We start from the raw sequence: 26,371 nt of genomic DNA, 5'->3' as shown, positions 1-26,371 counted from the left end.
GAATTATATGGTACTGGTAACTCGTCAGGCTCCGGATTTCACAGCAGCTGCGGTACTGGGTAGCGGTGAGATCGTTGAAAACTTCAACTTCAAACAGCATACCAACGGTAAAACCACCGTTCTGTTCTTCTGGCCGATGGACTTCACTTTCGTTTGCCCGTCTGAACTGATCGCATTCGACAAACGTTACGAAGAATTCCAGAAGCGCGGCGTTGAAGTTGTTGGCGTTTCTTTCGACTCTGAATTTGTCCACAACGCATGGCGTAACACCCCTGTCGACAAAGGCGGCATCGGTGCGGTGAAATACGCAATGGTTGCTGACATCAAACGCGAAATCCAGAAAGCCTACGGCATCGAGCACCCGGAAGCGGGCGTTGCTCTGCGTGGTTCTTTCCTGATCGACGCTAACGGCGTTGTTCGTCACCAGGTGGTTAACGATCTGCCGCTGGGTCGTAACATCGACGAAATGCTGCGCATGGTTGACGCGCTGCAGTTCCACGAAGAGCACGGCGACGTTTGCCCGGCGCAGTGGGAAAAAGGTAAAGAAGGTATGAACGCGTCTCCGGACGGCGTGGCAAAATACCTGACCGAGAACGTTTCCAGCCTGTAATTGGCATGAATCGACAAAAGGCCCGCAATGCGGGCCTTTTTTATGGGTTTATGTCGGATTACCCTTTTTCACTTCACGCCAGATTCGCCACGCCATCAGCGCCAGTACGGCGACGCCAAGGATTAACGCCCCCCACACCAACAGCGTTTTCCACTGGCTTTGTTGCTCAGCGACTGACGTTGCCGTCAGCCGACCCTCACCGCCCAGAGTAACCCGTTCATCCTCCAATGCCTGCGGCATTTTGTCAGGATCGTTGTGCTTACGTAACGCCTCCGGGACCAGCATCGCCAGACTGATGCTCGCGGGTTCCGCCGCTTTGTTTCCCCATGCCAGAATAAATGGGCTTTGACCTTGCGCGTTAAAAATCACTTTATAGCTGTCGCGCTCCCCTCTCAGTACGGGTAAGGTGGCGGGTAAACGCGCCTGAAGCGTCGTCATCCGGACCGCCTCGACTAACTCACCGGAGAGTGGAATATCATCCGAATGCTGATTTTCCAGATTGTAGAGAACCGTTCGGGTTAAAGGCTGCCAGGCGTCTTTTTCTCCCTTGCGCCATTCAAGTTCAACCGGCAATACGCCTTCGTAATCCAGTGAAATCTTTAATGAGGTCAACGGTTGCGGCCTGGACCAGCGCCAAATCGCCTGGTTTTCGGCAATTCTCTCCGCTTCAGCATCCATCGAAACAGGCCGGGTAAGCGGAGGCTCCTCACGGGTTATCGCACTCACGCCGGTCAGATTTAACGCAGGGCTTTGCGAATCAAGAATCAGCAACAGCCAGGGGACGCCACCAGCGGACATGCGCAAATCATCGACACCTAAGGTGTCCATTTTCAACCGGTCGTCGCTATGCGTCAGATCCATCAGCGGCGCATTTCCTGTAATCAACCTCCAGTCACGTAAATCTCGGCTGTAATAAAGCGATGCCGTTCCCTGCCAGTTTTTCGCTGGCGCATCCCAGTTCAAACGCAACTGGGACAGCGATGGCGTCTCTTTGACATCGTCTGGCAAGGCGATTAAATAACTCTGCCCGATGGATTGCAGGTTTTCACTTTCGAAGCGAATTTCGATGCCATTTTTAGCACGAAGCAGGACCGCGGGTCTTTCATCATCTTGCTTTGGCGTCACCTGTTGCACCGTAGAATCAAACGGAAAAAGGCGCAGAGGAATCGTTCTCGGGGACGTTGCCTGCGTTTTTTCAGCCAGCAGAGTGAAAGGCACTACCTCGCCCTGACGGTTGAACACCCGGATATCACGTAAATCCGGCCAGACTGCCTCATGGTACACCGCTAAAGGCAGAGGCAGGCTATACCATTGCTCTGAACCCGGCGTTAAGAGCTTCACGCCCTTCGCGTAGTCTACTGGCGCATCCGTAACCGTATTACTGCCCCATGCCGCGCCGGTTGCTCCTAACAGAGCACTCCAGAGAACCGCTTTAATCCATTTCATTTTTCTTCTCCAGCTTTGGGCGGTAAGGGTGAAAAATACCCGATAATCAGCACCAGAATGGCGACGCCAATAAACGCGACCGCGCGCGCCAGGCCGCCGCCTCCCGCGCTGTCCACCAGCATCAGTTTAATAATGACTATCCCCAGCAAAACGGCTCCACACAGCCATTCCTGCCGCGAGCGACGCCGGGTTGCCTGCAGCATCACCACCAATGCCGTTAGCATCCAGAACAGAGCAAAACAGGTTTGAATCAACCGCGAATCCCACAGGGCGTGTACATTCCACGCAACCTCACCATACCAGGACAACGCGCGCAGCAACAAACCATTAAGCCACCAAAAGCCGAGCGCCATCAGCGCCACAACCGGCCATGGGCGGCACACCGAAAGCTGCACCGGGAAATAGCGTTCAGACGCGCGATAAAACACGATCAACCCTAGCAGGGCAAAAGCTGCACCCTCTTCCAGCGGGTTGAGCAACGGCAGATACGTCTGACGATAAACCACGCCATCCTGTAAATTCGTCAACACGAGCAGACCAACCAGCACCAGCGCAACGGGAACCATCGCCTGCACAGAATATAAGGCTGGCCAGATACGAAATGGCCAGAGCTTGCGCTGAACAGCTTGATAAACCAGGAAAATCAGCAACCCGCCAGCCGCCATCATCAGGCCGCTTCCCCACGCGGCCCTCCCCCACGGTAGCGCCTGTGCGAACCAGAACAGCTCAACCGCCAGCGCCAGTACAATCATCCAGAAGAATGACAAATGCGCCAGCCGGGAAAGCGTTGGCGGTAATATCTGTGCGTCACGCCAGAGCAGCGCCACTGCAACAATTAGCGCCGCGCACCAGGCCAGATTCGGCCAGCCCGCAGCAAAAATCTGCTGCCAGGAGATCTGATACATCAGCATCACCAGCATCGTCGGCCATAACAGCCATTTACTGGCATCAAGCTCCCGCCATGCCAGGCGACCAGCAATCGTACGCCAGCCCCAGACCGATACCGCCATTAATGCCAACACGCCAGACAGCACCCACCGCTCCTGCTTCAGGACGAGCTGCGATACCGCAACGAGGGCAGTAATCCAGAAAAGCAAACCGCCAGCGAGTAGCCCCCAACTGCCCTGCATCCGAATGCTGCGCCATAGCCATGCGGCAGCCAGCCAACTGAGGCTAAGCACGGCAAATATCAGCATCACTGAGAGCGCAGTTGTGCCGTTCGCCAGCGCCCATAGCGCGCTGCCCACGGCCAGCACGAGCAGCGCCGTACCGCTATAACTCATGCGTCGCTGCTGCTGTTGGATACCCAGCCAGAGGATCCCAAGTCCCTCCAGCGACCAGGCCATCGCCGTCCAACGGGCTGAAAGCGCCAACGGGATAGCCAGGGTAGTAAATGCGCCGCCAAGCGCCAGGGCAGCCAATACCAGCGGTCTCCCCAGCGAAGACGAACGCCGCAACGCCAGCGTCGCCAACACCAGATAGAAACCACCGTAGCCTAGCGCGCTCAGCGCCGGACCATATGCCATATGCCGCGTAATGGCGTACTGCATGCCAAAACCTACCAGCGGAGGGGCAAACAGCAGCACGCCATCAATAATCTGCTTGCCTTTTTCCTGCGCACGAAGCGACAGCGCCACGCTCAGCACGCCAAAAATAATGGTGTTGGCGATCAGGAACAGTTGGCAGCTCAGGTAATACTCAGGTCGATAGTCCTCCAGCCCCCACAAACCGCCAACGCCAAAGGTAAACAGCAGGCCGAGCAAATTCAGCTCCCGCCAGTGCTGCCAGATGCTAATGGCGAGAATGCCGACCGAGAGCAGAAGATAGAAAGAGAAAAGCGCGACATGACTGCCGCCGCCGGAGGAAAGCAGCAGCGGCGCGAGATAGCCGCCAAGGCTTGCCAGCATCGCCAGGCTGAGTGCCTTTTGCAAAATAGCCAGACCCACGCTCGCCGCGCAAATCGCCACCAGCAGCGCAAATGCTAGCGTCATTGGCAGCATTTGCCACAGCCGGAACGCGCCAAAGACGGTGAGATAGAGTGCTCCCGTGGCCCCGCCCTGTAAGATCAGCGCATAGACCGGTTGCTTATGCCGCAACCGCCAGCCCAGCGCCAACAGGACAATAGCAAACAGCGCGGCCGCCACCAGGCGCAGCTCAAGCGGAAACAGAGAATGTTCGACGGTGTAACGCAGCAGGAAAGAAAGTCCCAGGAACAAGAGCAATATACCGAGCTTTGCCAACGGGTTGCCCTGCATAAACCAGCGCACCAGCGATGATATCACCCCGCCAAAAGCAGAAGGCCGCTGGGCGTTGGGCGTGGAGACCGCCGCTTTATCCGGCTTTTGCTGTGAAGACCACGGGTTAACGGGTTCAGGCGTCGGCTCAGCGTCAGGTTCCGGCGCCACGCTGCTCATCGCAGGCGTTGGCGCATCGGCGGCAGCCTGTGCCACAGACTCTGACGCTACACCGCGCAGCTCAAGTTCCTCTACCCGACGGCGCAAGGCTGCCAGCTCAGAACGTACCGCCGTACTGCGTTTGTATGCCACGATCGCGAGACCAGGAACCACGACCAACGCGAAGAATAAAACAATGCAGCCAAGGGTTAGCAGCTCATCCATGTTTCCACCTTCACTGTGTAAAGACAGACCAGAATGACACAAATTGTTGCAGCTGTGCCATATCTGTTAACACTATGACCCGCTTTTCAGAAAAGCCAATCAGCCCCTGCGTTTGGCCAGGGGCTGTGATGAGAGATTAAAACGCAAAACAGGAACAACCCAGCGCGCCCCAGAAAGCCCTGTCATCTGACACCGGAATCCCCGACTTACGCGCGATGTCATGCTGATGACCGTGTACGCCGCAACTACCACAGCACTGGTGCATCTGTACCATTGCGCCAATTTTCGCCGCAGCAGGCGGCGCTGAGCGATAGTGCCCCGGCACCTTCACCACCGGCGACCAGTCCGGCACAACCGGAATGGCTGGCGGTGCCAGCGGAGTGAAATGCCCGGCTGCGTACACGACTTTACCATCGACAATAGTCATCACCGACTCGATGCCTTTGATCTCTTCTTCTGGCACGCTGAAATAATCTTTAGACAGCACCACCAGGTCGGCCAGTTGATCTTTCTCGATACGCCCTTTCTTACCCTGTTCGCTGGAGAACCAGGCGCTACCGGCCGTCCACAGTTCCAGCGCCACATCGCGCGGCAGGCGATTGTTATCATCATACATCGCCATACCACCAACGGTACGGCCCGAAACCAGCCAGTACAGCGCGGTCCACGGGTTATAGCTGGCCACGCGGGTGGCGTCAGTCCCCAGCCCTACCGGAACATCAGCCGCCAGCATTTTCGCCACCGGCGGCGTATGCTTGACCGCGTCTTTGCCATAGCGATCGACAAAATACTCCCCCTGGAACGCCATTCGGTGCTGAACCGCTATCCCGCCGCCCAACGCTTTGACGCGCTCGATATTGCGTTCGGTAATCGTTTCGGCGTGATCGAAGAACCAGTGCAGGCCATTGAACGGGATATCGCGATTCACCTTCTCGAACACATCCAGCATGCGGCTGATGGATTCATCATAGGTGGCATGCAGACGGAACGGCCAGCGATGCTCCACCAGGTGGCGAACCACGCGTTCCAGTTCTTCTTCCATACCTTCCGGTAGATCCGGACGTGGTTGCAGGAAATCTTCAAAATCAGCGGCCGAGAAGACCAACATTTCCCCTGCGCCATTAGCACGGTAGAAATCGGTGCCCTGTCCGGGCTTGAGCATATCGGTCCAGCGTTCAAAGTCCTCCAGCTCCTGCTTAGGACGCTGAGTAAACAAGTTGTAGGCGATACGCACCGTCATCTGCTTGTTGGCGTGCAACTGCTCAATGATCTCGTAATCTTCCGGGTAGTTCTGAAAGCCGCCGCCCGCATCGATGGCGCTGGTCAGTCCCAGACGGTTCAGCTCGCGCATAAACTGGCGGGTCGAATTGACCTGCATTTCCAGCGGCAGCTTTGGCCCTTTTGCCAGCGTCGAATAAAGGATCATGGCGTTGGGTTTGGCGATCAGCATTCCGGTCGGGTTGCCGTTGCTATCACGCACAATCTCACCGCCTGCCGGATCCGGCGTCGCTTTGGTGTAGCCCACGGCTTTCAGCGCCGCGCGATTCAGCAACGCTCTGTCGTACAGATGCAGAACAAATACCGGGGTATCTGGCGCGGCTTCATTCAGTTCTTCCAGAGTCGGCATGCGCCGTTCTGCAAACTGGAATTCGCTCCAGCCGCCTACCACGCGCACCCATTGCGGCGACGGCGTTCTGTCAGCCTGCTCTTTGAGCATGCGTAGTGCATCCGCCAGCGACGGTACGCCTTCCCAACGCAGTTCCAGGTTGTAATTCAGACCACCGCGAATCAGGTGCAGGTGTGAATCATTTAAGCCGGGGATCACCGTATGTCCTTGCAGATCGACAATCTGCGTCCCTTCGGCGGCAAAGCTCATGATCCGGTCGTGGTTACCGGTCGCCAGGATCTTCCCGTTGGCGATCGCGACCGCCTCGACCTGTGGGCTTTGTCTGTCGAGAGTATGAATTTTTCCGTGAGTCAGAATCAGTGTGGCAGTTTGCGACATAACAATCTCCTGAGAAACCGGTCAGGCTTTTTTTAGCCATCCGGCAAACAGACGGGTTACGATGGGCATCCAGAACCAGACCACCAGCGCAACCACACACGCATCATTGATAAGATGCAGGAGTAACGAGCCCTTCATTGCAGGCAGCACAATGCCGGTCAACCACGGCACCAGGTTAGTGCTGGGAAAAATCACCAGCAGAGTTATCAGGAACTGTTTCCAGCGCCTGGGCTGGCGTACATGGGGCGCGGGCGGCGTAAACCAGAACGCCGCTTCGGTACGAATTTCGGTTTTGTCACCTTCTGCCAGCAGCGGAGCTATCTCTTCCACCAGCACACGGCGCGTATCGGACTGGGTCCAGTTGTACAGATGCTCCAGCGTGTCGAAGCGGATAATAATGTTCCACAGATTCTCGCCCTCCGCAGGGCGAATCACATTCGCCCCGAGATGACCGGGAAACTCGGCCGCCACCGGCATGATTTTCCCCAGCCACTGCTCATACCGCTGCGCCTGCTCAGGCTGCAGGGTATGGGTAATCACCAACGTCACATGTTTGTTCTGCGCCATGAAGGGTTCCTTGTTGAGAGGAATCAGACCGCTTAGGCCAGGAAAGCAATACACAAAATCATTCATGGTGCATCGAGGCGGCAAGGTTGTGGATCCCCGGGAGCTTACATCAGTAAGTGACCGGGGTACGCAAGCGAAGCCAACAAAGATGCAGCATGAAGGATGAAGTGTATTTAGGCTTTACGTTCCGGCGCGCCATGCACCATGGTATAGGCGTAATCCACGCCCATACCGTAGGCGCCGCTATGTTCGCGCACCAAATCCATTACGGCGTCGTAGGTTTCTTTGCGGGACCAGTCACGCTGGTACTCAAGAAGAACCTGTTGCCAGGTTACGGGGACTGCGCCCGCCTGCACCATCCGGTCAATAGAACGCTCGTGGGCATCCACAGACGTGCCGCCGGACGTGTCGGTCACCACATACACTTCATAACCCGCTTCCAGCGCCATCAGCGCCGGGAAGGTCAGGCAGACTTCGGTCCACAGCGCGGAGATAATCAATTTTTTGCGCCCGGTCGCTTCCACGGCTTTCACAAACGCCGCATCTTCCCAAGAGTTCATAGACGTGCGTTCAATAGGCTTCACATCGGGGTGAACCGCTAACAATTCCGGCCAGATATAGCCGCTAAAACTTTTTGTTTCCACAGAGGTATAAATCACTGGAACATTAAATATCTTGCCGGCTTTCGCTAATGCCACAGTATTATTTTTCAAAGTCTGGCGATCAATATTTGCTACACCAAATGACATTTGCGGCTGATGATCAATAAAAATCAGCGTAGAGTTTTGAGGGTCAATCAGTTCCCGAATAGACATAACACACCTTCTTAATCAATAAGTTAAAAGGCAACGGTCTGTATCTGCCGTCAGCAGCAGGATCCTGAATCAGAAAGCTTGTTGAGTATAGCGGGAAATTTCTAACGAGTTATTAAAGAAAACTAACCATCCTGTGAAACTATTAATTCTGTGTTGCGATATATCCTAAACAACATCAAAAAAATGCGCATGACTCATCTAATTTATTCACTGGCATTGTTTTTCTTCATTCGGTACAACAGAGGAGTTTATTTTTCAGGATATTTTCTGCTTATGCGCATCAATCTGGATGTTTTGCTAATCCTCGACGCACTCGACAAACAGGGTTCATTTGCCGCAGCAGCCGAATCGCTGTTTAAAACCCCTGCGGCACTCAGCTATATGATTCAGAAGCTGGAAAGCGATTTGAATATTGAGCTGCTTGACCGCTCCGGGCACCGGGCGAAATTTACCGACACCGGGCTGATGATGCTGGAAAAGGGACGTTTGCTGCTGAGTGCGGCCAAAGATCTCGAAAAGCAGGCGGTACAGCTGAGTTCAGGCTGGGAAAAAGAGCTGGCAATCGCGCTGGATGACTCTTTCCCTTTCGCCACGCTGCTGCCCATTATTGATGAATTTCACGCGCTGAATAAGCAAACCCGGCTGAGTTTTACCCACCATACGCTGGCAGGCTCCTGGGAGGAGCTGACCCATAATGGCGCAGACATCATTCTGGGGGCGATTAATGAACCGCCAACGTCAGCCGCCTGGTCCTACAAAATGCTCGGCACGCTGGATAATGTATTTGTCGTGGCACCCGAACATCCGCTGGCCGCCGCGCCAGATGGCCTGACAAACGAACAGCTGTGCCTGCATCGGGCCATTGTTATCAGCGACAGCGCCCGCTTTTGCCATCCGCTGCAAACCAATCTGATGGACGAGCAGGCGCAGATTCGCGTCGATGACTTCCACAGTAAGGTGATGTTACTGCGAGCTGGCATGGGCTGCGGATTTCTTCCCCGCCACATTGCCAGCCCGTGGCTTGCCACAGGCGAACTGGTGGAAAAAACGGTCATCTCATTTCGCCAAAAAGATGTGGCCTATATGGCATGGCGTAACAGCCGCGACGGGCTGGCGCAGCGCTGGTGGCGAGAAACGCTGCTGGCGAGCCCGGAGATTGCGCGCTTGTATCAATGACCCATCCACACCGTGGCGGAGATCGCCGGCAGCGTCAGGATATCGTCAGCGAGCAGGCCGTTACCCTCTTTGTGCTGCCATTGAGCGACACGCAGTAGTGGCGAGGCTGGCAGGACTACTTCACAGGCCTGACCACGGTTAATCGCCACCAGCACGCGCTGGCGGTTGAGCACCCGCATAAACACGACCACGTTATCTTCGGCGTAAATCACCTGACAACCGCCATGGCGTAACGCCTGGCTTTGATGGCGTAATTTTGCCAGCCGCTGATACAGCTCAAGCAAATGAGTGTCCTGTTTTTCAGGTTGCCACGGGAACGGCTTACGACAGAACGGGTCGTTATTACCGTCCAGACCCACCTCGTCACCGTAATAAATACAAGGCACGCCAGGCCAGGTAAACAGCCATACCACCGCCAACGGTAAACGCGCCACGTCTTTGCCAAGCAAGGATTTAAAACGGGCGGTATCGTGGCTGTCGAGCTGATTGAACATCCGCAGTTGCTGCTGATGCGACAGACCCGCGCGGTAGTTATCCATCCACGCCATACAGGTTTGGGCATCAATAGATTGCGGGTCGTACGAGATATCCGTATTGGCCAGAAATCCCCAGATGGGGAAAGTAAAACCGCGATAGTTCATGGCGGCATCTTCTGCATCCGCCTGCAACCACTGGCGCGCATCACCAAAATGTTCACCCACAACATACGCTTCAGGCTGGGTTTCTTTTGCCGCCTGCGTAATCCCCGCCACATGGTGCAGGTTGTTGCGCGCCCCGCCGCCCTCTCCCAGCATATGCACGACATCAAGACGCCAGCCGTCCATACTCCACGGCGCTTTCAGCCAGTGACGAACGATACTGTCTTCCCCACGATAAATCTCATTGACCAGGCTTTGCGAACAAAAATCCAGCTTGGGTAGGCTGGCATAGCCCAGCCAGTCAAGCGCCACACCGTCGGCAGAGAAATGATACCAGTCACGCCAGGGGGAGTGCGGGTTGTAACACGCCCCATCCGTCCCACGGTTATGCCGATCAAACCAGGGGTGTGAATCGCCGCTGTGGTTAAAGACACCGTCCAGAATCAGACGCATGCCCTGCTGTTGCGTGTTGTGACGCAAGCGCAGCAGCGCGTTGTCGCCGCCAAACTGTGGATCAACATGACGGTAATCTTCGGTATCGTATTTATGCACGCTCGGCGCGGTAAATACCGGGTTCAGATACAGCGCCGTAACCCCTAGCGTTTTCAGATACGGCAGCTTTTCGCTGATGCCGTCTAAATCGCCGCCATAAAATGTCGATCCTCCGGCCTGAGCGGTCAGCGGTTCATCCCACTCGCGACGCACGATGTCATGCCCGGCTGCGTGGTGGTAATAGACGTTTGGAGCCGGCTCACGCGACTGGCTGCGGGCAAAGCGATCCGGGAAAATCTGATAGAAAATCTGGTCAGCTACCCACTGCGGACCGTTATCCGGCACATCAACAGCAAACTGCTCCAGACGCGCAGGCGGAAAACGGCTGAATCCCTGCGGTGTAAACCACAGCTGACGATCGGGCCACAATAATTTAAAGCTATAGCGCCGACGAGGTTGGCCGCTGGCAAGATCGATCGCCGCTCGCCACGCGGTTACGCCCGGCTGCGGCTGGCTGCGCAGCTTGTGCATGGAGAGCGAAATCTCTTCGTTATCGTTTTCTGCGCGTAGCGTCACCCGCTGAGGTGGATTTTCCCCGGCCAGCCACAGCGTAATTGTCAGTTGATCTTTGTTTTGCTTAACAAATGGGGCAACCGGAAGGTGCCAGGCGTTCAACATCACGTATCCCCTTTGATGAAAATGAAGCCACCTTGCCATAGCAAAGAGCAGGATCACTCATCATCTTAACGTTTATTAGGGGAGGAGTTCGGGGGAGGAGAAAATTGCCGGGCGACGCGACGCGTTACCCGGCAAAAAATTACTGCACTTCAGCCAGTTGACGCTCGCGGCGGCGTTTAAATACCCAGCCCACCAGCAGCAGGGCAATCCACGCGAAACCAACGTACAGTGAAATGCGGGTATCCGGATGGTAGCCGATAAGCGCGATGATAAAGACGAGGAAAATCAGGCCAACAACGGTGGTTGTTACCCCACCTGGTACTTTAAATTTCAGCGCCTTGACCTCTTCCGGCGGCAGACGGCGGCGGAAGGCAATCTGCGACAGCAGGATCATAATCCACACCCACACCGTGGCGAAGGTCGCCAGTGAGGCGATCACCAGGAAGACGTTTTCCGGCATGATGTAGTTAAGATAAACCGCAAACAGCAGCGCGATAGTCATCACCATCACCGTGACCCATGGCACACCGCGACGCGACGTCTTGGCGAACATTTTTGGCGCACTGCCCTGCTCCGCCATACCGTGCAGCATACGCCCCACGCCGAAGACGTCAGAGTTGATAGCCGACAGCGATGCAGTGAGAACCACAAAGTTGAGGATCCCGGCGGCAAAGGTAATGCCCATATGCTGGAACGTCAGGACGAACGGACTCCCGTCGGTGCCAACCTGGTTCCACGGGTAAATAGACATAATGACGAACAGCGTCCCCACGTAAAATACCAGGATACGCATCGGTACGGAATTGATAGCACGCGGAATAGATTTTTCCGGGTCTTTCGCTTCACCTGCAGTAATACCGATAATCTCTATCCCGCCGTAAGCGAACATCACCATTTGTAGCGACATCACCATGCCGAGCCAGCCGTTGCTAAAGAAGCCGCCGTTACTCCACAGGTTATGGATACCGGTAGGTTGACCGCCGTTGCCAATGCCCCAAATGATGATGCCGAACCCGGCGACAATCATGATGATAATAGTGGCGACTTTAAAGAACGAGAACCAGAACTCCAGCTCGCCAAACACCTTCACGCTCATCAGGTTGATGGCGCAAATAATCAGCACCACGCTGAGTACCCATATCCAGTGCGGTACCGCCGGGAACCAGACCCCCATGTAAATGCCGAAGGCAGTAACGTCGGCAATAGCGACAATCAGGATTTCAAAACAGTAGGTCCAGCCGGTAATGTAACCCGCCAACGGCCCGAGGTTTTCCTGCGCATAGCGCGAGAAAGAGCTGGCTGCAGGATTATGCACAGACATTTCGCCCAGCGCGCGCATGATGATATATGCCGCAGCGCCACCGATAATATAGGCCAGCAACACGCTCGGCCCCGCCATTTTGATCGCGTCGGCAGAGCCGTAAAACAGCCCGGTGCCAATTGCCGAACCTAATGCCATAAAGCGAATGTGCCGGGTGCTCAGCCCACGCTTTAGCTTGTTATTACTTTCCATCGATTCCTAACCTGTTAACACAATAAAAAACCACGGGGCCATATTAATAGCCCCGTGGTTAAAACTTATTGTCAGTGATTAGTGCGCGCTGGAGGTCACTTGTCGACCCGCGGCGCGATCCCAGATAATTGCCAGGATCACCATCACGACTGTTGGCATCAACCACGCCAGCCCTTGTTCCGCCAGCGGTAAACGCTGGGTCCAGGCCGGTAACACGTCGCCAATTGCAGAAGCTTTAATGCCATCAAGGATACCAAAAATCAGGCTGATAAACATCGCAGGTGCAATGACGCGGGAAGAATTATGCCACCATGAGCGGGTAAAACTTAATACAACCAGTGCGATACATGGCGGATAGATAGCCGTCAGCACCGGAATAGAGATCTGAATCAGATGGCTCAGCCCCAGGTTAGAGACCACCATTGAGAAGCCGCCGAGGATAAATACCAGCGTACGATAAGACAGTGGAACGTACTGGGCAAAGAACTCTGCGCACGCGCAGGTCAGGCCAACCGCAGTCACCAGACAGGCGATGAAAATCAGCGCCGCCAGCAGGAAGCTTCCTGCGCCGCCAAAGGTGTGCTGAACATACGCATGCAGAATCGCCGCGCCGTTAGCTGACTGATCGACCAGAATTGCGCTATCGGAGCCCAGACGGAACAACGCAAGGTACAGCAGCGTTAAGCCCACACCCGCCATCAAACCAGCCCAAACGGTGTAACGGGTCAGCAGACGCGACTCGGTAACGCCACGCGAGCGGGCGGCGTTAACAATAACAATACCAAATACCATCGCGCCCAGCGTATCCATGGTCAGATAGCCATTTACGAAACCATTCGAAAATGCTGCGGTTTGATAGGCTTCCATCGCATTGCTGATCGGGCCTGCCGGCCAGACAATCGCGGCGACAGACAGTACCACCAGCGCAAGGATTTTCAGCGGAGCAAGGAAGTTGCCGACGGTATCCAGCAGTTTGCCTGGATACAGCGACACCAAAATAACAATCGCAAAATAGACCACGCTGTAGATGAACAGCGGCAGCGCAGAGTCACCGGTCAGCGGCGCAATCCCGACTTCGAAAGAGACCGTTGCGGTACGCGGCGTCGCGAACAATGGACCAACCGCCAGATAGCAGACGGTAGCCAGCAGTAATCCAGCAACCTTACCGATAGGCGTACTCAGGCTGTCCACACCGCCACCGACTTTCGCCAGCGCGACAACGGTAAGCACCGGAAGACCAACGGCGGTAATCAAAAAGCCAAAAGCCGCAGTCCAGACGTGTTCGCCTGCCTGCAAACCAACCATTGGGGGGAAGATGATGTTACCTGCACCAACGAACAGTGCAAATGTCATAAATCCCAAAGCGATAATATCGCGCGATTTTAACTGATGGGTCATAAAGTCTTACTGCCTGTGGATGTGGTGTTGAAAATAATAAATTTTTGCCTTTCCCTGGGGGACAATACAGCGGCATTTTTGCTCAATTCCAGCGGGAAACACTCCCGACCTGGCGCGGCGAAGAATAGTTTTTCGATTTACCGCGTAAATGCAGTCGGTATGACAGCATCTGGAGCGCAATTTAAACGCTTATAACGTTTTAAAGCAAGGTGGGATCCAAAAACCAGAACAATATAGCGATATGAAAAATGCAGTTAGCACAAAAAACCATTTCATGGAAAAAGGTATGGGTAATAGTTCGAACAAAAAACAATCAAACGTCGCAAAATTCAGGATGTAACTATTGACCACATAAAAAAACCAGCTCGCGCTGGCTTTTGGAAAGATTATCTTACGAATACGGGTTAATCGTTACTTTTGGCCATTAAACGTTCCGGGATGACGAAACTAAATCGCGTCCCTTTGCCTGGCGTACTTTCGATATTCAGGCGGCTATCGTGATGTTGCAGAGCATGTTTCACGATGGCCAGACCCAGTCCACTCCCGCCCGTTTGTCGGGATCGCGCTTTGTCCACGCGATAGAAGCGTTCGGTCAAACGAGGAATATGCTCCGCAGCAATACCAGGCCCATTGTCCTCGACGCTAAATTCCGCCCCGGAGGCAACATGCTGCCAGCGCACGGTGATGTGCGTACCCGCGGGGGTATGGTTCACCGCGTTATACACAAGATTCGAAATCGCGCTACGCAGTTGCTCCTCATTTCCCCGCACGCTCAGGTGGCTATCAATATCAAAAGTAAACGTATGATTATTCTGACTCAGCGTGTGCGCCTCGTGTTCAACCACGCGCAGCATCATCGGCACGTCCACCTTCTCATTAAGCAGTAGCGCTGGCGCGGCCTCTATTTTCGACAACGTCAGCAACTGCTTCACCAGCCCTTCCATGCGGTACGTTTGCTCACGCATGGTATGCAGCGCTTTTTCACGCGTCGTTCCTTCCAGCGGATGCTCCTGCATCATTTCCAGATAACCTTGTAGCACCGTCAGCGGCGTACGCAACTCATGGCTGGCGTTGGCGAAAAAGTTACGCCGCGAACCTTCCAGTTGGTGCATCTGGGTAACATCGCGCGCAACCATCAGCAATTGCTTATCGGTATAGGGCATCACGCGAATCTCCAGATGCCGTCCGGTATTGAGCACCAGATTGATTGGCCGACTAAAATCACGCGTTTTCAGATATTGCGTGAATTCCGGGTAGCGCAGCAGGTTAAGTATATTTTGCCCGCTATCGTCCGGCCAGCGCAGTCCCAGAACCTGCTGGGCCAGGCCGTTACACCAGAAAATGCCGCCCTCTTCAGTCGTCAACACCACCGCGTCGGGTAGCGATTCCGCCCCACTGCGAAAACGTTTAATCAGATTACCCAGTTCCCGACGGCGCTTTTTGTTGCGCAGTTGCATTTGATGCAGCCCATACAGCAACGGCTCCCAACTTCCGCGCCCCGGCGGCGGGGTCATGCTTCTGTCGACCCATAACCACCAGGACAAGCGTAATAAATTCCAGAAATGCCAGACAAGCAGGCCGGTTACCGACGCCAGCAAAAACCAGGGCAGGTAACCAAAAAAAGCGCTAAGGATAAACGCCGGTATGCAGCAGAGGATCAGCTCCAGTACCAGCCTTTTCCATGACAATCGTTCTAGCAAACGTCTTACTCCATTAACAGCCTAATCCGTCAGGCCCCTATTCATGTCAGTCAGAAGCGGGTCGAAAAACGATATCCCGTCCCACGAACTGTCTGCACCATACGATCGTGTCCACTGTGCTCCAGCGCTTTACGCAAGCGGCGGATATGCACATCCACTGTCCTGTCTTCCACGTACACATTGGTACCCCAGACATGATTGAGTAATTGCTCACGGCTATAGACGCGTTCAGGGTGGGTCATAAAGAAGTGCAACAGTTTGAATTCTGTCGGCCCCATATCCAATGGATCCTCGCCGGTCATCACGCGATGCGAGGTTGGGTCAAGGCTCAGCCCTTGCATCTCAATAACCTCTTCCACCGCCATGGGGGAAATACGACGCAGAACAGCTTTAATACGCGCCACCAGCTCCTTGGGAGAAAACGGCTTGGTAATATAATCATCCGCGCCCGTTTCCAGACCCCGGACGCGATCTTCCTCTTCTCCCCTCGCCGTCAGCATCATCACGGGAATATCCCGCGTCATCGCTTCGCGCTTGAGATGTTTAATAAACTGTAGGCCCGAGCCGCCGGGTAGCATCCAGTCAAGCAAGACGAGATCCGGCCAGGGTTCATTGAGTTGGTTCACAGCACTGTCATAGTCTTCGGCTTCTACGGGTTGAAAACCGTTTTGCTCGAGCACGAAGCAGACCATTTCACGAATTGGAGCTTCATCTTCTACGACCAGAATACGTCTCGCCATGATTTGCCCTGTTTATAATTAAATCGTTTGCCATCAATACGGTGCCATTATGCGTCAGTTTTATGACAGATTTATGAAAAGATAGTCCAGGTTTAACGCAGCCCCGCGAATTATGACAGCCCTTAAACAAGATATTACCGTCCTTGCAGGGTTATAATCCCCGCCACTGTTTTATCGTCATGGAACTCTTATGCGCATCCTTCACACGTCTGACTGGCATCTGGGCCAAAATTTCTACAGCAAGAGCCGCGCCGCTGAACATCAGGCCTTTCTCGACTGGCTGCTGGAAACGGCACAATCCCAGCAGGTGGATGCCATTATTGTGGCGGGCGATATTTTCGATACCGGCTCACCGCCAAGCTATGCCCGTGAGCTGTATAACCGTTTTGTCGTTAATCTGCAGCAAACCGGCTGTCATCTGGTGGTGTTGGCAGGTAACCACGACTCCGTCGCCACGCTCAACGAATCCCGCGATATTCTGGCGTTTCTCAACACCACAGTGATCGCCAGCGCTGGCCATGCGCCGCAGGTGCTGTCTCAACGCGACGGCACGCCGGGCGCGATCCTGTGCCCGGTTCCTTTTTTACGCCCGCGTGACATCATTACCAGCCAGGCCGGGCTAACCGGACAAGAGAAACAGCAGCATTTGCTGTCAGCAATCACCGACTACTACCAGCAGCAGTATCAGGACGCCTGTACGCTGCGCGGCGACCAGAACCTACCCATCATTGCGACCGGGCATCTGACCACCGTCGGCGCCAGTAAAAGTGACGCGGTACGTGACATTTATATTGGTACGCTGGACGCCTTTCCGGCACAAAACTTCCCTCCGGCCGATTACATCGCGCTGGGGCATATTCACCGGGCGCAGGTTATCGGCGGAACAGAGCATATTCGCTACTGCGGTTCGCCAATTGCGCTCAGTTTTGACGAGTGCGGCAAAAGCAAATGCGTCCATCTGGTGAGCTTCGAAAACGGCAAGCTGAGCGCTGTTGAACACCTCACCGTACCGGTCACCCAGCCGTTGGCGGTGCTGAAAGGTGATTTAGCCGCGATTACCGCCCAACTAGAGCAGTGGCGCGGTGTGCAGCAGGAACCGCCAGTCTGGTTAGATATCGAAATCACCACCGATGACTATCTGCACGACATGCAGCGTAAGATTCAGGCATTAACCGAAGATTTACCGGTAGAGGTGTTATTGGTGCGCCGTAGCCGGGAACAGCGCGAACGTATTATGGCGAATGAACGACGTGAAACGCTAAGCGAGCTGAGCGTGACGGACGTTTTTGCCCGTCGCCTGGCGCTGGAAGAACTCGAAGAATCGCAACGCGAGCGCCTGAATCAACTGTTTAGCACCACCTTACACACGCTTGCCGGGGAGACCGAAGCATGAAAATTCTCAGCCTGCGTTTGAAAAACCTCAATTCTCTGAAAGGAGAATGGAAAGTCGATTTCACGGCTGAGCCCTTTGCCAGCAATGGGCTATTCGCCATCACGGGTCCAACGGGCGCGGGAAAAACCACCCTGCTGGACGCCATTTGTCTCGCGCTGTATCACGAAACGCCGCGGCTCAATACCGTGTCTCAATCGCAAAACGATCTGATGACCCGCGACACCGCCGAGTGTCTGGCCGAGGTCGAGTTCGAAGTCCGGGGCGAAGCCTATCGCGCATTCTGGAGCCAGAACCGCGCGCGCAATCAGCCTGAAGGCAACCTACAGGCTCCGCGCGTAGAACTTGCCCGCTGCGCCGACGGTAAAATCCTCGCCGATAAAGTCAAAGACAAGTTGGAAATGACCGCCGAACTTACCGGCCTGGATTATGGTCGTTTCACCCGTTCGATGCTGCTGTCTCAGGGGCAATTTGCCGCATTTCTCAATGCCAAACCGAAAGAGCGTGCCGAACTGCTGGAAGAGCTGACGGGGACTGAGATCTACGGCCAAATTTCCGCCATGGTGTTTGAAAAGCATAAAGCAGCGCGTACAGAGCTGGAAAAACTGCAGGCGCAGGCCAACGGCGTGGCTCTGCTCGCTGCGGAGCAGGTGCAGTCCCTGACAGAGAGTTTGCAGGTACTTACTGACGAGGAAAAACAATACCTTGCAAGCCAGCAGACTCAGCAACAGCATCTCAACTGGCTCATTCGGCAAAATGAGCTACAGGCAGAAATCAACCGTCACCAACAGGCGTTACAGGCCGCTAAACAGGCGCAAGAAGACGCGCAGCCACAGCTGGCGGCGCTGAGTCTGGCGCAACCGGCCAGAGCGTTACGCCCGCACTGGGAGCGAATCCAGGAACAAACGGCTACGATAGCGCGTACGCGGCAGAATATTCAGGAAGTGAATACTCGCTTACAAAGCAGCTTAGCGCTGCGCGAGCGCATCCGTCAGCAGGCGCACACGCAGTCGACCGCCTTGCTCGCTGGACAGCAGACGTTAATCGACTGGCTGAACGAACACGATCGCTTCCGCTTGTGGGGCAGCGAACTGGCTGGGTGGAAGGCCCTGCTGGCGCAACACTCCGACGCCAGCGCCCAGCTACGCCAGTGGCAGCAGTTACGGGAAAACGACACGCGTAAACTGGATGCGCTGGCGCTTCCCACGCTGACTCTTTCACCGCAGGAGGTCACTGCGGCGCTGGCGCAACATGTGCAGCTCCGTCCGTTACGCCAGCGTCTGAGCAATCTGCATGGGCAAATCGCCCCGAAGCAAAAGCAGCTGGCGCAGTTACGCGCGACGCTGGTGCAACGTCAGCAAGAGCTAACGCAGCGCAACGCGGTGCTTGCCGAAAAACGTCAGCGCTATAAAGATAAAAATCAGCAGCTTGCCGATGTGAGGATCATTTGCGAGCAGGAAGCCCGCATCAAAGATTTGGAAAGCCAGCGGGCATTATTGCAATCCGGCATGCCTTGTCCGCTGTGCGGCTCCACCACGCATCCGGCGATTGAGCGCTATCAAACGCTCGAACTGAGTGTTAATCAGGCACGACGTGAAGCACTGGAAAAAGAGGTTAAAACCCTGGCTGATGAGGGCTCAACGTTACGCGGCCAGCTTGAGGCCATCGCCCAGCAACTTCAACGGGATGAACGTGAAGCACAGACGCTTTCTCAAGAGGAGCAAGCGCTTACTCAAGAGTGGCAGACAGTCACTACCAGCCTTAACGTGACGCTGCAACCGCAGGATGATATCGCCCCGTGGCTTGCCGCCCAGGAAGAATACGAACAACAACTTCACCAGTTGAGCCTGCGTCATACCCTGCAGGCGCAAATCACGGCGCATACCGAGCAGATTACCCAGCTCCAGCAGCAAATTGACCAGCGCCAGGCGACGTTAACCGCCGAGCTGGCCCGCCATGGACTGTCCCTTCCTGCTGCAGATGACGCTAATTCGTGGCTGAGTGAGCGGGCGAGAGAAGCGCAAATGTGGCAGCAGCGCCAGAACGAACTCACCGAGTTACAGGCGCGAATAGCTCAGCTCACGCCGTTGCTGGAAACGCTGCCTGAGAGCGATACGCTGTCTGCAAGTACTGAGAATCTGTCGCTGGAAAACTGGCGACAGGTGCATGACGATTGCCTGTCTTTACAAGGCCAGTGGCAAACCTTGCAACAGCAGGAGGCGCAGGACCTACAGCGCGCCGCAGAAATTCAGGCACAGTTTGATGCCGCACTGCAGGCCAGCATCTTTGCCGATCGTGAAGCCTTTGTTGCCGCACTGCTGGATGAAGAAACCTTTAGCCGTCTGGAGCAGTTAAAGCAATCGCTGGAAAAGCAGCAGCAGCAGGCACAAACGCTGCTTAATCAGGCTCAGCAGGCGCTGGCGAGCCATCACCAGCAGTTGCCAACCGGGGCGGATCTCACGCTCTCGGCACAACAGCTTCGCGACGCGCTGGCGCAGCTCACCCAGCAGCTACGGGAAAATACTACGCGTCAAGGCGAAATTCGCCAGCAGCTGAAACAGGATACTGAACATCGCCAGCAGCAGCAGGCGCTGATGCAGGAGATTGAAAACGTCACGCAGCAGGTTGAAGACTGGGGCTATCTGAATGCGCTAATCGGCTCGAAAGAGGGAGATAAATTCCGCAAGTTTGCCCAGGGACTGACACTCGATAACCTGGTGTGGCTTGCCAACAACCAACTCACTCGTCTGCATGGTCGCTATCTGTTACAGCGTAAGGCCAGCGAAGCGCTGGAGCTGGAAGTGGTTGATACCTGGCAGGCCGATGCCGTGCGCGACACCCGTACGCTTTCCGGCGGCGAGAGCTTCCTCGTGAGTCTGGCGCTGGCGCTGGCGTTATCCGATTTGGTCAGCCACAAAACGCGAATTGACTCCCTGTTCCTCGATGAAGGTTTCGGCACGCTGGACAGCGAAACGCTGGATACCGCGCTGGACGCGCTGGATGCGCTGAACGCCACCGGCAAAACCATTGGAGTGATCAGCCACGTTGAAGCGATGAAAGAACGCATTCCGGTGCAGATCAAGGTTAAAAAAATCAACGGGCTGGGCTACAGCAAACTCGACAAGCTGTTTGCGGTGGGATCAGCATAAATCTCCAGGCCGGAGCTATCCGGCACAATATGTAGCACAATATTGCATACTCAAAGACGGATATGAAATGGCATTCCACTTCGCTTATCCGCAAGCTATCTCTGTTGGCGGCGAACGTTCGCCGCTATGACGCGCATCCGGCGTCTTTCTTGTTGGCAGGTGGTATGAAAAAAGTCGTTTTCTCTTTAGCGCTAGGGACATTTGGGCTGGGCATGGCCGAGTTCGGCATCATGGGGGTACTCACCGAGCTGGCGCGGGACGTGGGCATTTCTATCCCGGCCGCTGGTCATATGATTTCGTTTTACGCCTTTGGCGTAGTGTTGGGCGCGCCGATTATTGCGCTCTTTTCCAGCCGCTTTTCGCTTAAGCATATTCTGCTGTTTCTGGTCACGCTGTGCGTGATTGGCAACGCCATCTTCACCCTTTCCTCCTCGTATTTTATGTTGGCGGTGGGCAGGCTGGTTTCCGGCTTCCCGCACGGCGCATTTTTTGGCGTTGGAGCTATTATTCTGTCGAAGCTGGCGCGCCCAGGAAAAGTCACCGCCGCCGTCGCGGGCATGGTTTCAGGGATGACCATTGCCAATCTGATTGGCATTCCCGTCGGTACCTGGCTGAGCCAGGAATTTAGCTGGCGCTATACGTTCCTGCTGATTGCCGTCTTTAATATCGCCGTTATTGTCTCGATAGCTTTTTGGGTGCCCAACATCAGCGATGAAGCGAAAGGGAATCTGCGCGAGCAATTTCACTTTTTGAAAAGCCCCGCCCCGTGGTTGATCTTTTCCGCCACCATGTTTGGCAACGCCGGGGTTTTCGCCTGGTTCAGCTACGTCAAGCCGTACATGATGTACATCTCCGGCTTTTCCGAGGCGCTGATGACCTTCATCATGATGCTGGTGGGATTGGGGATGGTATTAGGGAATCTGTTGAGCGGTCAGCTTTCTGGCCGCTATACGCCGCTGCGCATTGCGGTAATAACCGACTTCACCATTGTGCTGGTTCTGCTGCTGCTTTTTGTTTTTGGCGGTATCAAAGCCGCATCGCTGACCTTCGCCTTTATTTGCTGCGCTGGCCTGTTCGCCCTATCGGCGCCGCTGCAAATTTTGCTGCTGCAAAATGCCAAAGGAGGTGAACTACTGGGCGCGGCAGGCGGGCAAATTGCCTTTAACCTCGGTAGCGCAATTGGCGCCTGGTGCGGCGGTATGATGCTGACGCTGGGCTTTGCCTACAACTATGTGACGCTGCCGGCTGCGTTGCTGTCGTTCTCCGCCATGTCATCGCTGCTGATTTACGGCTACCTGAAGCGCGGCGTGCAACAAGTTGCAGCCGCGACGTAAAACAGATTACGCCTGCGGCCACAGCCAGGCCGCACCGCGTACGCCGCTGGAGTCACCATGCAGCGCCTTGCGTAGGGGCGTTTCACACTCGCCGCCAAAGACAAATTGCTTCATCAACGTGGGAACGTTTTGATATAGCCTGTCGACATTACTCATTCCCCCACCCAGTACAATAACGTCCGGATCGAGAATATTCACCACATGCGCCAGCGATTTTGCCAGACGCAACTCATAGCGGCTCAATGCCTGCTCCGCCACAGCATCCCGCACGTTAACCAGATCGATAATGTCGCTGCCCTTGAGCGACTTACCGCTCAGACGCTGGTAGTCGGTGGCAAAACCGGTCCCGGAAATAAAGGTTTCAATGCAGCCTTGCTTGCCGCAATAGCAGGGTACTTCCTGGCGATAACGCAGCTCATCTTCGTCCATCCACGGCAGCGGATTATGCCCCCACTCGCCCGCGGTACCGTTGCCACCCGTGTGCGCCCGACCATTCAACGCCACACCCGCGCCGCATCCGGTGCCAATAATTACCGCAAATACGGTTTGCGCCCCTGCCGCCGCGCCATCCACCGCTTCAGAAACCGCCAGGCAATTGGCATCATTCGCCAGGCGCACTTCACGATTCAAACGCATACTTAAGTCTTTATCAAAGGGTTGCCCGTTAAGCCAGGTTGAGTTGGCATTCTTGACTACCCCAGTGTAAGGCGAAATTGAACCAGGGATCCCCATCCCCACGGTTCCCGTTTGCCCGGTAGCCTGCTCCGCCATCTCCACCAGCGCGGCAATGGTTTCTATCGTTTGCTGATAATCCTCACGCGGTGTAGGCAGGCGATGGCGAAAAAGCTGCTCGCCTGCATCGCCAAGCGCAATAACTTCCGTTTTTGTACCGCCCAAATCGATACCTATACGCACTGTTTGCTCCTCTTCCCGATTAACAATGCAAGCATAGCGACAATTCGCTATCATGCCCGCTGGATTTAACGACAAGGCCGTGGAAATTATCATGCTGTGGTTCAAAAATTTAATGGTTTACCGTCTTAGCCGCGATGTTTCTTTGCGTGCCGAAGAGATGGAAAAACAGCTGGCATCAATGACGTTCACCCCTTGCGGTAGCCAGGATATGGCAAAAATGGGCTGGGTTCCGCCGATGGGATCGCACAGCGATGCATTAACGCATACCGCCAATGGCCAAATTATTATCTGCGCCCGCAAAGAAGAAAAAATTCTGCCGTCGCCGGTTATCAAACAGGCGCTGGAAGCCAAAATATTCAAACTGGAAGCTGAGCAAGGTCGCAAGCTTAAGAAGACCGAAAAAGACTCGCTGAAAGATGAAGTTCTGCACTCATTGCTGCCGCGCGCCTTTAGCCGCTTCAGCCAAACGATGATGTGGATTGACACCGTTAACGATCTGATCATGGTTGATTGTGCGAGCGCGAAGAAAGCGGAAGATACGCTGGCGCTGCTGCGTAAGAGCCTCGGCTCGCTGCCGGTCGTTCCGCTGACGATGGAAAACCCTATTGAGCTGACGCTAACCGAATGGGTTCGCTCCGGCACAACGGCGCAGGGATTCCAGTTGCTGGATGAAGCAGAACTGAAAGCGATCCTTGAAGACGGCGGCGTGATCCGCGCGAAAAAACAGGATCTGGTCTGCGACGAAATCGCCGTACATATCGAAGCGGGCAAACTGGTCACCAAGCTGGCGCTCGACTGGCAGCAGCGCATTCAGTTCGTTATGTGTGACGACGGCTCGATTAAGCGTCTGAAGTTTAGCGACGAATTGCGCGATCAGAACGAAGATATTGACCGCGAGGACTACGCTCAGCGTTTTGATGCCGATTTCATCCTGATGACGGGCGAACTGGCGGCGCTGATTAAAAGTCTGGTAGAAGGATTAGGCGGCGAAGCGCAACGTTAAGACGTGTTTATCGAATGGCGGCTCAATGTCGCCATTCGTCATTTTTACGCTTACAGGTAGCGGCAAAGATAGGATGTTGGCTCTGCCACCTGCAGATGAAACTCGCTGCTGCCTGGTACGTTAAACACGTCCCCTGCGGCATAGACTTTCCACTCAGTTTCCCCCGGCAGCAGCACGTTCAGTGCGCCGCTGACGACCGTCATCTCTTCAGGCGCCGCAGTACCAAAGGTGTATTCGCCTTCAGCCATCACGCCAACACTGGCACGGCCAGTACTGCTGCTGGTAAAACCGATGGATTTTACTTTGCCGGAAAAGTATTCATTACTTTGAAGCATACAACTGGCCCTATCTTGTGATTAAGTTAATAACCAATATAGGGGGCTGGCGTTCCACCTGTCACGCAAAATTACGCAAGCAATTCCGAAGCCAGCCGGGCGATCAGCACATTGGACAGCAGAACCGGGACATCCAGCGATTTTTGCAGTAAATCGCGATGACGTTGATTAAAACCCAGACAATCCAGCATGATCACATCCGCGCCTTGCTCAAGCAATTCTTTACCGGCATCAATCAGTTGTTGTTCGGAACCGTGAATCGGATTCGCCACGGCATACACTGGCGGCGTTTGCAACACCTGCCATTTTTGCGTCTGGGCTTTAAGCAATTCCGTGACGGGGACAAGAACCCCGACCTGATGCCCTTCCACAATCGAGGCGACCAGTGGAGGAATTATACGTAAAGGTTCCAGTAACATACTCTTGCGGGCGGTCAGGCGGGCAATTGAGGCCGTACTCATCAGCAGGATCACGTCAAAGCCCTGATTATCGAGTACTTCTACGATACCTTGGAGTGATCGTTCCACTTTCTGGCGCGAAACATGGGCAAGCTGATGGTCGCTGAGCAGCGTTAAAAGCGGCTCGTCACCGGGAGAGACGCCGTACTCGGCCATCACATCCTCTCGCCGCATCTGCCCCAGCAGACTGTGGTGAGTGATGTGCTGCTCATCAATATATTCCGTCAGGAGCGGTAACACCTCACGCATCGGCACCACGCCAATCGTGAGGATAGCCAACGACGTACCCATTTTTTGCTCCACCGTCTTCTTACTTTGCTGTGAATTCCCGAATAATTGCCGGGCGCTGACCTGTGCTACAAACGCTCAAAAGCGTAGCAGCAGATCGGCGGTCTATTTTGTAAAGATTCCAAATCATTCCAGTACTGTATTGTTATTGTTTAATTTTCAATTTTTACTGTATACGGCGATATTTAAAAAAATGTGATGTACGCCCGTCCTGGCACTTTTCAAACTCGTGCCAGGACGGTGCTTAATATCAGTCTTTATCGGGATCTTCGTAGCGTTTTTTAGCATCCATGGCTTCCTGAGCGGAAGGATGCTCACTGATCAGCGAATTCGGTTCTGGGTGATCGGCGCGAAGTTGATACCAGGTTACCGTCTGGCCTGGCGTCCCCTTTTCAACGGTAACAATGGTTGCTTGACGCGGATAAGGTGGTTTTGTCGGCATAGCTCTTCCTTTTGTCTGAATGAGCTTTAAGTATAGACACCACCCTGTAAGCGTGGCGCTGCCTGCGACAGTATCCCAAGAATGTCGTCCACCACCTGCGAAGGCGGATTGGTCGCATCAACAATATAATGCGCCGCTGCACGGTACAGAACATCACGCTGGGCAAGCACTTCCTCTACTTCTTCAGTCAGCGGCTTGCCGGTTAAGGTTGGGCGCAACCCCTCTTCAGGCGTAGCCTCCAGACGATCAACCAGTACCGATACCGGCGCGCTTAAATAGATAACCACACCGTGGCTACGCATATAATGACGATTAAATTCGGTCAGAATGATGCCGCCACCGGTCGCAACAACCGTTGTCGGAGCCGTGACGGCCTGCAGAGCGGTCGTTTCCTGGGCACGAAACCCTTCCCATCCTTCTCTTTCGACGATTTCCGCTACGGTCATCTGCACGTGCGACTGCAACCAGCGATCGGTATCAACGAACTGGTAATCGACAGCCTTCGCCAGCGCCATACCGATTGTCGTTTTACCACACCCCCGGGGGCCCACAAGAAAAAGAGGTTGCGTCATCACAGAATTTCCCCAGAGAACCGCCGACGAGCGGGATCTGATGCAATTAAAGATATAATCATATCATCAAACTAGTACACCACCAAATC

General features: G+C 54.7%; 21 protein-coding genes. 6 read left to right on the top strand and 15 right to left on the bottom strand.

Going from position 1 to position 26,371, the window contains the following annotated elements; all coding sequences use genetic code 11:
- Positions 1–7: 7 nt before the first annotated feature.
- On the top strand, positions 8–610 hold the full coding sequence (locus FOB24_RS07495; RefSeq protein ID WP_003021524.1) for a peroxiredoxin: 603 nt from the start codon (positions 8–10) through the stop codon (positions 608–610).
- Positions 611–658: 48 nt separating this feature from the next.
- Here FOB24_RS07495 and FOB24_RS07490 read toward each other — a convergent pair whose 3' ends face one another.
- The 5 genes from FOB24_RS07490 to FOB24_RS07470 form a co-directional block, all read right to left on the bottom strand.
- Positions 659–2,056, bottom strand: coding sequence for a DUF3999 domain-containing protein (locus tag FOB24_RS07490; protein WP_121528675.1), 1,398 nt, complete (start codon positions 2,054–2,056; stop codon positions 659–661).
- Positions 2,053–4,674, bottom strand: coding sequence for a DUF2339 domain-containing protein (locus FOB24_RS07485; protein ID WP_121528674.1), 2,622 nt, complete (start codon positions 4,672–4,674; stop codon positions 2,053–2,055). Before FOB24_RS07485 ends, FOB24_RS07490 begins: the two co-directional genes overlap by 4 nt.
- Positions 4,675–4,810: 136 nt before the next feature.
- The gene (locus tag FOB24_RS07480) at positions 4,811–6,679 is read right to left on the bottom strand and encodes an amidohydrolase (RefSeq protein ID WP_137346917.1); all 1,869 of its coding nucleotides are present in this window, start codon (positions 6,677–6,679) and stop codon (positions 4,811–4,813) included.
- A 21-nt stretch (positions 6,680–6,700) separates the two neighbouring features.
- Positions 6,701–7,246, bottom strand: a complete 546-nt coding sequence (locus FOB24_RS07475) for an antibiotic biosynthesis monooxygenase (RefSeq protein ID WP_137351092.1) — start codon at positions 7,244–7,246, stop codon at positions 6,701–6,703.
- A gap of 173 nt (positions 7,247–7,419) precedes the next feature.
- Complete coding sequence (locus FOB24_RS07470) at positions 7,420–8,061, bottom strand: hydrolase (protein WP_003021513.1); 642 nt, start codon at positions 8,059–8,061, stop codon at positions 7,420–7,422.
- Between the two features lie 273 nt (positions 8,062–8,334).
- On the opposite strand from FOB24_RS07470, the gene FOB24_RS07465 reads away from it, so the two are divergent.
- Complete coding sequence (locus tag FOB24_RS07465; RefSeq protein WP_085047650.1) at positions 8,335–9,237, top strand: LysR family transcriptional regulator; 903 nt, start codon at positions 8,335–8,337, stop codon at positions 9,235–9,237.
- Here the strand turns inward: FOB24_RS07465 and malZ are convergent.
- The 5 genes from malZ to phoB all read right to left on the bottom strand — a co-directional run bounded on the left by malZ (position 9,231) and on the right by phoB (position 16,396).
- Positions 9,231–11,045 carry a maltodextrin glucosidase gene (gene malZ, locus FOB24_RS07460; RefSeq protein WP_150344729.1) on the bottom strand — a complete coding sequence of 605 codons (1,815 nt, stop codon included), beginning with the start codon at positions 11,043–11,045 and terminating at the stop codon, positions 9,231–9,233. The genes FOB24_RS07465 and malZ overlap by 7 nt on opposite strands.
- 139 nt (positions 11,046–11,184) lie before the next feature.
- Positions 11,185–12,558 carry a proline-specific permease ProY gene (gene proY, locus FOB24_RS07455; RefSeq protein WP_042310145.1) on the bottom strand — a complete coding sequence of 458 codons (1,374 nt, stop codon included), beginning with the start codon at positions 12,556–12,558 and terminating at the stop codon, positions 11,185–11,187.
- 78 nt (positions 12,559–12,636) lie between these two features.
- A complete protein-coding gene (gene brnQ, locus FOB24_RS07450; RefSeq protein ID WP_038638153.1) occupies positions 12,637–13,956 on the bottom strand; it encodes a branched-chain amino acid transporter carrier protein BrnQ in 1,320 nt (439 codons plus the stop codon).
- 404 nt (positions 13,957–14,360) lie between these two features.
- Positions 14,361–15,656 (bottom strand): phosphate regulon sensor histidine kinase PhoR, encoded by a 1,296-nt coding sequence (gene phoR, locus FOB24_RS07440; protein WP_069323942.1) that lies wholly within the window; start codon positions 15,654–15,656, stop codon positions 14,361–14,363.
- Between the two features lie 50 nt (positions 15,657–15,706).
- Positions 15,707–16,396 (bottom strand): phosphate response regulator transcription factor PhoB, encoded by a 690-nt coding sequence (gene phoB, locus FOB24_RS07435; RefSeq protein ID WP_003021496.1) that lies wholly within the window; start codon positions 16,394–16,396, stop codon positions 15,707–15,709.
- A 190-nt stretch (positions 16,397–16,586) separates the two neighbouring features.
- Between phoB and sbcD the strand changes: the two genes are divergently transcribed.
- The 3 genes from sbcD to araJ all read left to right on the top strand — a co-directional run bounded on the left by sbcD (position 16,587) and on the right by araJ (position 22,269).
- Positions 16,587–17,789: an exonuclease subunit SbcD gene (gene sbcD / locus FOB24_RS07430; RefSeq protein ID WP_150344728.1), complete on the top strand. Its 1,203-nt coding sequence runs from the start codon at positions 16,587–16,589 to the stop codon at positions 17,787–17,789.
- Positions 17,786–20,935, top strand: coding sequence for an exonuclease subunit SbcC (gene sbcC, locus FOB24_RS07425; RefSeq protein ID WP_150344727.1), 3,150 nt, complete (start codon positions 17,786–17,788; stop codon positions 20,933–20,935). The genes sbcD and sbcC overlap by 4 nt, the downstream gene beginning before the upstream one ends.
- Before the next feature lie 164 nt (positions 20,936–21,099).
- Positions 21,100–22,269 carry an MFS transporter AraJ gene (gene araJ / locus FOB24_RS07420; RefSeq protein WP_150345565.1) on the top strand — a complete coding sequence of 390 codons (1,170 nt, stop codon included), beginning with the start codon at positions 21,100–21,102 and terminating at the stop codon, positions 22,267–22,269.
- 6 nt (positions 22,270–22,275) lie between these two features.
- Here araJ and mak read toward each other — a convergent pair whose 3' ends face one another.
- Positions 22,276–23,184, bottom strand: a complete 909-nt coding sequence (gene mak / locus FOB24_RS07415) for a fructokinase (RefSeq protein WP_085047653.1) — start codon at positions 23,182–23,184, stop codon at positions 22,276–22,278.
- A gap of 91 nt (positions 23,185–23,275) precedes the next feature.
- On the opposite strand from mak, the gene rdgC reads away from it, so the two are divergent.
- On the top strand, positions 23,276–24,187 hold the full coding sequence (gene rdgC, locus FOB24_RS07410) for a recombination-associated protein RdgC (RefSeq protein ID WP_003021479.1): 912 nt from the start codon (positions 23,276–23,278) through the stop codon (positions 24,185–24,187).
- A gap of 50 nt (positions 24,188–24,237) precedes the next feature.
- Here the strand turns inward: rdgC and ppnP are convergent, their stop codons facing one another.
- The 4 genes from ppnP to aroL all read right to left on the bottom strand — a co-directional run bounded on the left by ppnP (position 24,238) and on the right by aroL (position 26,282).
- Positions 24,238–24,522, bottom strand: coding sequence for a pyrimidine/purine nucleoside phosphorylase (gene ppnP / locus FOB24_RS07405; protein WP_038638136.1), 285 nt, complete (start codon positions 24,520–24,522; stop codon positions 24,238–24,240).
- A 71-nt stretch (positions 24,523–24,593) separates the two neighbouring features.
- The gene (locus tag FOB24_RS07400; RefSeq protein WP_038638130.1) at positions 24,594–25,271 is read right to left on the bottom strand and encodes an AroM family protein; all 678 of its coding nucleotides are present in this window, start codon (positions 25,269–25,271) and stop codon (positions 24,594–24,596) included.
- Between the two features lie 247 nt (positions 25,272–25,518).
- A complete protein-coding gene (gene yaiA, locus FOB24_RS07395) occupies positions 25,519–25,710 on the bottom strand; it encodes a protein YaiA (protein WP_038638127.1) in 192 nt (63 codons plus the stop codon).
- Positions 25,711–25,736: 26 nt separating this feature from the next.
- Positions 25,737–26,282 carry a shikimate kinase AroL gene (gene aroL / locus FOB24_RS07390; RefSeq protein WP_085047654.1) on the bottom strand — a complete coding sequence of 182 codons (546 nt, stop codon included), beginning with the start codon at positions 26,280–26,282 and terminating at the stop codon, positions 25,737–25,739.
- Between the last annotated feature and the right edge of the window lie 89 nt (positions 26,283–26,371).

This window comes from Citrobacter werkmanii, from assembly GCF_008693645.1.
Lineage (GTDB): Bacteria > Pseudomonadota > Gammaproteobacteria > Enterobacterales > Enterobacteriaceae > Citrobacter > Citrobacter werkmanii.
The sequence above is the reverse complement of the archived record's forward strand: the minus strand, read 5'-3'. Positions and strand labels throughout refer to the sequence as shown.

What these genes read in the sequence shown, in the direction of transcription:
- FOB24_RS07495 (WP_003021524.1), top strand. Translation starts at nt 8, where the DNA reads ATGGTACTGGTAACTCGTCAGGCTCCGGATTTCACAGCAGCTGCGGTA.
- FOB24_RS07490 (WP_121528675.1), bottom strand. Translation starts at nt 2,056, where the DNA reads ATGAAATGGATTAAAGCGGTTCTCTGGAGTGCTCTGTTAGGAGCAACC.
- FOB24_RS07485 (WP_121528674.1), bottom strand. Translation starts at nt 4,674, where the DNA reads ATGGATGAGCTGCTAACCCTTGGCTGCATTGTTTTATTCTTCGCGTTG.
- FOB24_RS07480 (WP_137346917.1), bottom strand. Translation starts at nt 6,679, where the DNA reads ATGTCGCAAACTGCCACACTGATTCTGACTCACGGAAAAATTCATACT.
- FOB24_RS07475 (WP_137351092.1), bottom strand. Translation starts at nt 7,246, where the DNA reads ATGGCGCAGAACAAACATGTGACGTTGGTGATTACCCATACCCTGCAG.
- FOB24_RS07470 (WP_003021513.1), bottom strand. Translation starts at nt 8,061, where the DNA reads ATGTCTATTCGGGAACTGATTGACCCTCAAAACTCTACGCTGATTTTT.
- FOB24_RS07465 (WP_085047650.1), top strand. Translation starts at nt 8,335, where the DNA reads ATGCGCATCAATCTGGATGTTTTGCTAATCCTCGACGCACTCGACAAA.
- malZ (WP_150344729.1), bottom strand. Translation starts at nt 11,045, where the DNA reads ATGTTGAACGCCTGGCACCTTCCGGTTGCCCCATTTGTTAAGCAAAAC.
- proY (WP_042310145.1), bottom strand. Translation starts at nt 12,558, where the DNA reads ATGGAAAGTAATAACAAGCTAAAGCGTGGGCTGAGCACCCGGCACATT.
- brnQ (WP_038638153.1), bottom strand. Translation starts at nt 13,956, where the DNA reads ATGACCCATCAGTTAAAATCGCGCGATATTATCGCTTTGGGATTTATG.
- phoB (WP_003021496.1), bottom strand. Translation starts at nt 16,396, where the DNA reads ATGGCGAGACGTATTCTGGTCGTAGAAGATGAAGCTCCAATTCGTGAA.
- sbcD (WP_150344728.1), top strand. Translation starts at nt 16,587, where the DNA reads ATGCGCATCCTTCACACGTCTGACTGGCATCTGGGCCAAAATTTCTAC.
- sbcC (WP_150344727.1), top strand. Translation starts at nt 17,786, where the DNA reads ATGAAAATTCTCAGCCTGCGTTTGAAAAACCTCAATTCTCTGAAAGGA.
- araJ (WP_150345565.1), top strand. Translation starts at nt 21,100, where the DNA reads ATGAAAAAAGTCGTTTTCTCTTTAGCGCTAGGGACATTTGGGCTGGGC.
- rdgC (WP_003021479.1), top strand. Translation starts at nt 23,276, where the DNA reads ATGCTGTGGTTCAAAAATTTAATGGTTTACCGTCTTAGCCGCGATGTT.
- ppnP (WP_038638136.1), bottom strand. Translation starts at nt 24,522, where the DNA reads ATGCTTCAAAGTAATGAATACTTTTCCGGCAAAGTAAAATCCATCGGT.
- FOB24_RS07400 (WP_038638130.1), bottom strand. Translation starts at nt 25,271, where the DNA reads ATGGGTACGTCGTTGGCTATCCTCACGATTGGCGTGGTGCCGATGCGT.
- yaiA (WP_038638127.1), bottom strand. Translation starts at nt 25,710, where the DNA reads ATGCCGACAAAACCACCTTATCCGCGTCAAGCAACCATTGTTACCGTT.
- aroL (WP_085047654.1), bottom strand. Translation starts at nt 26,282, where the DNA reads ATGACGCAACCTCTTTTTCTTGTGGGCCCCCGGGGGTGTGGTAAAACG.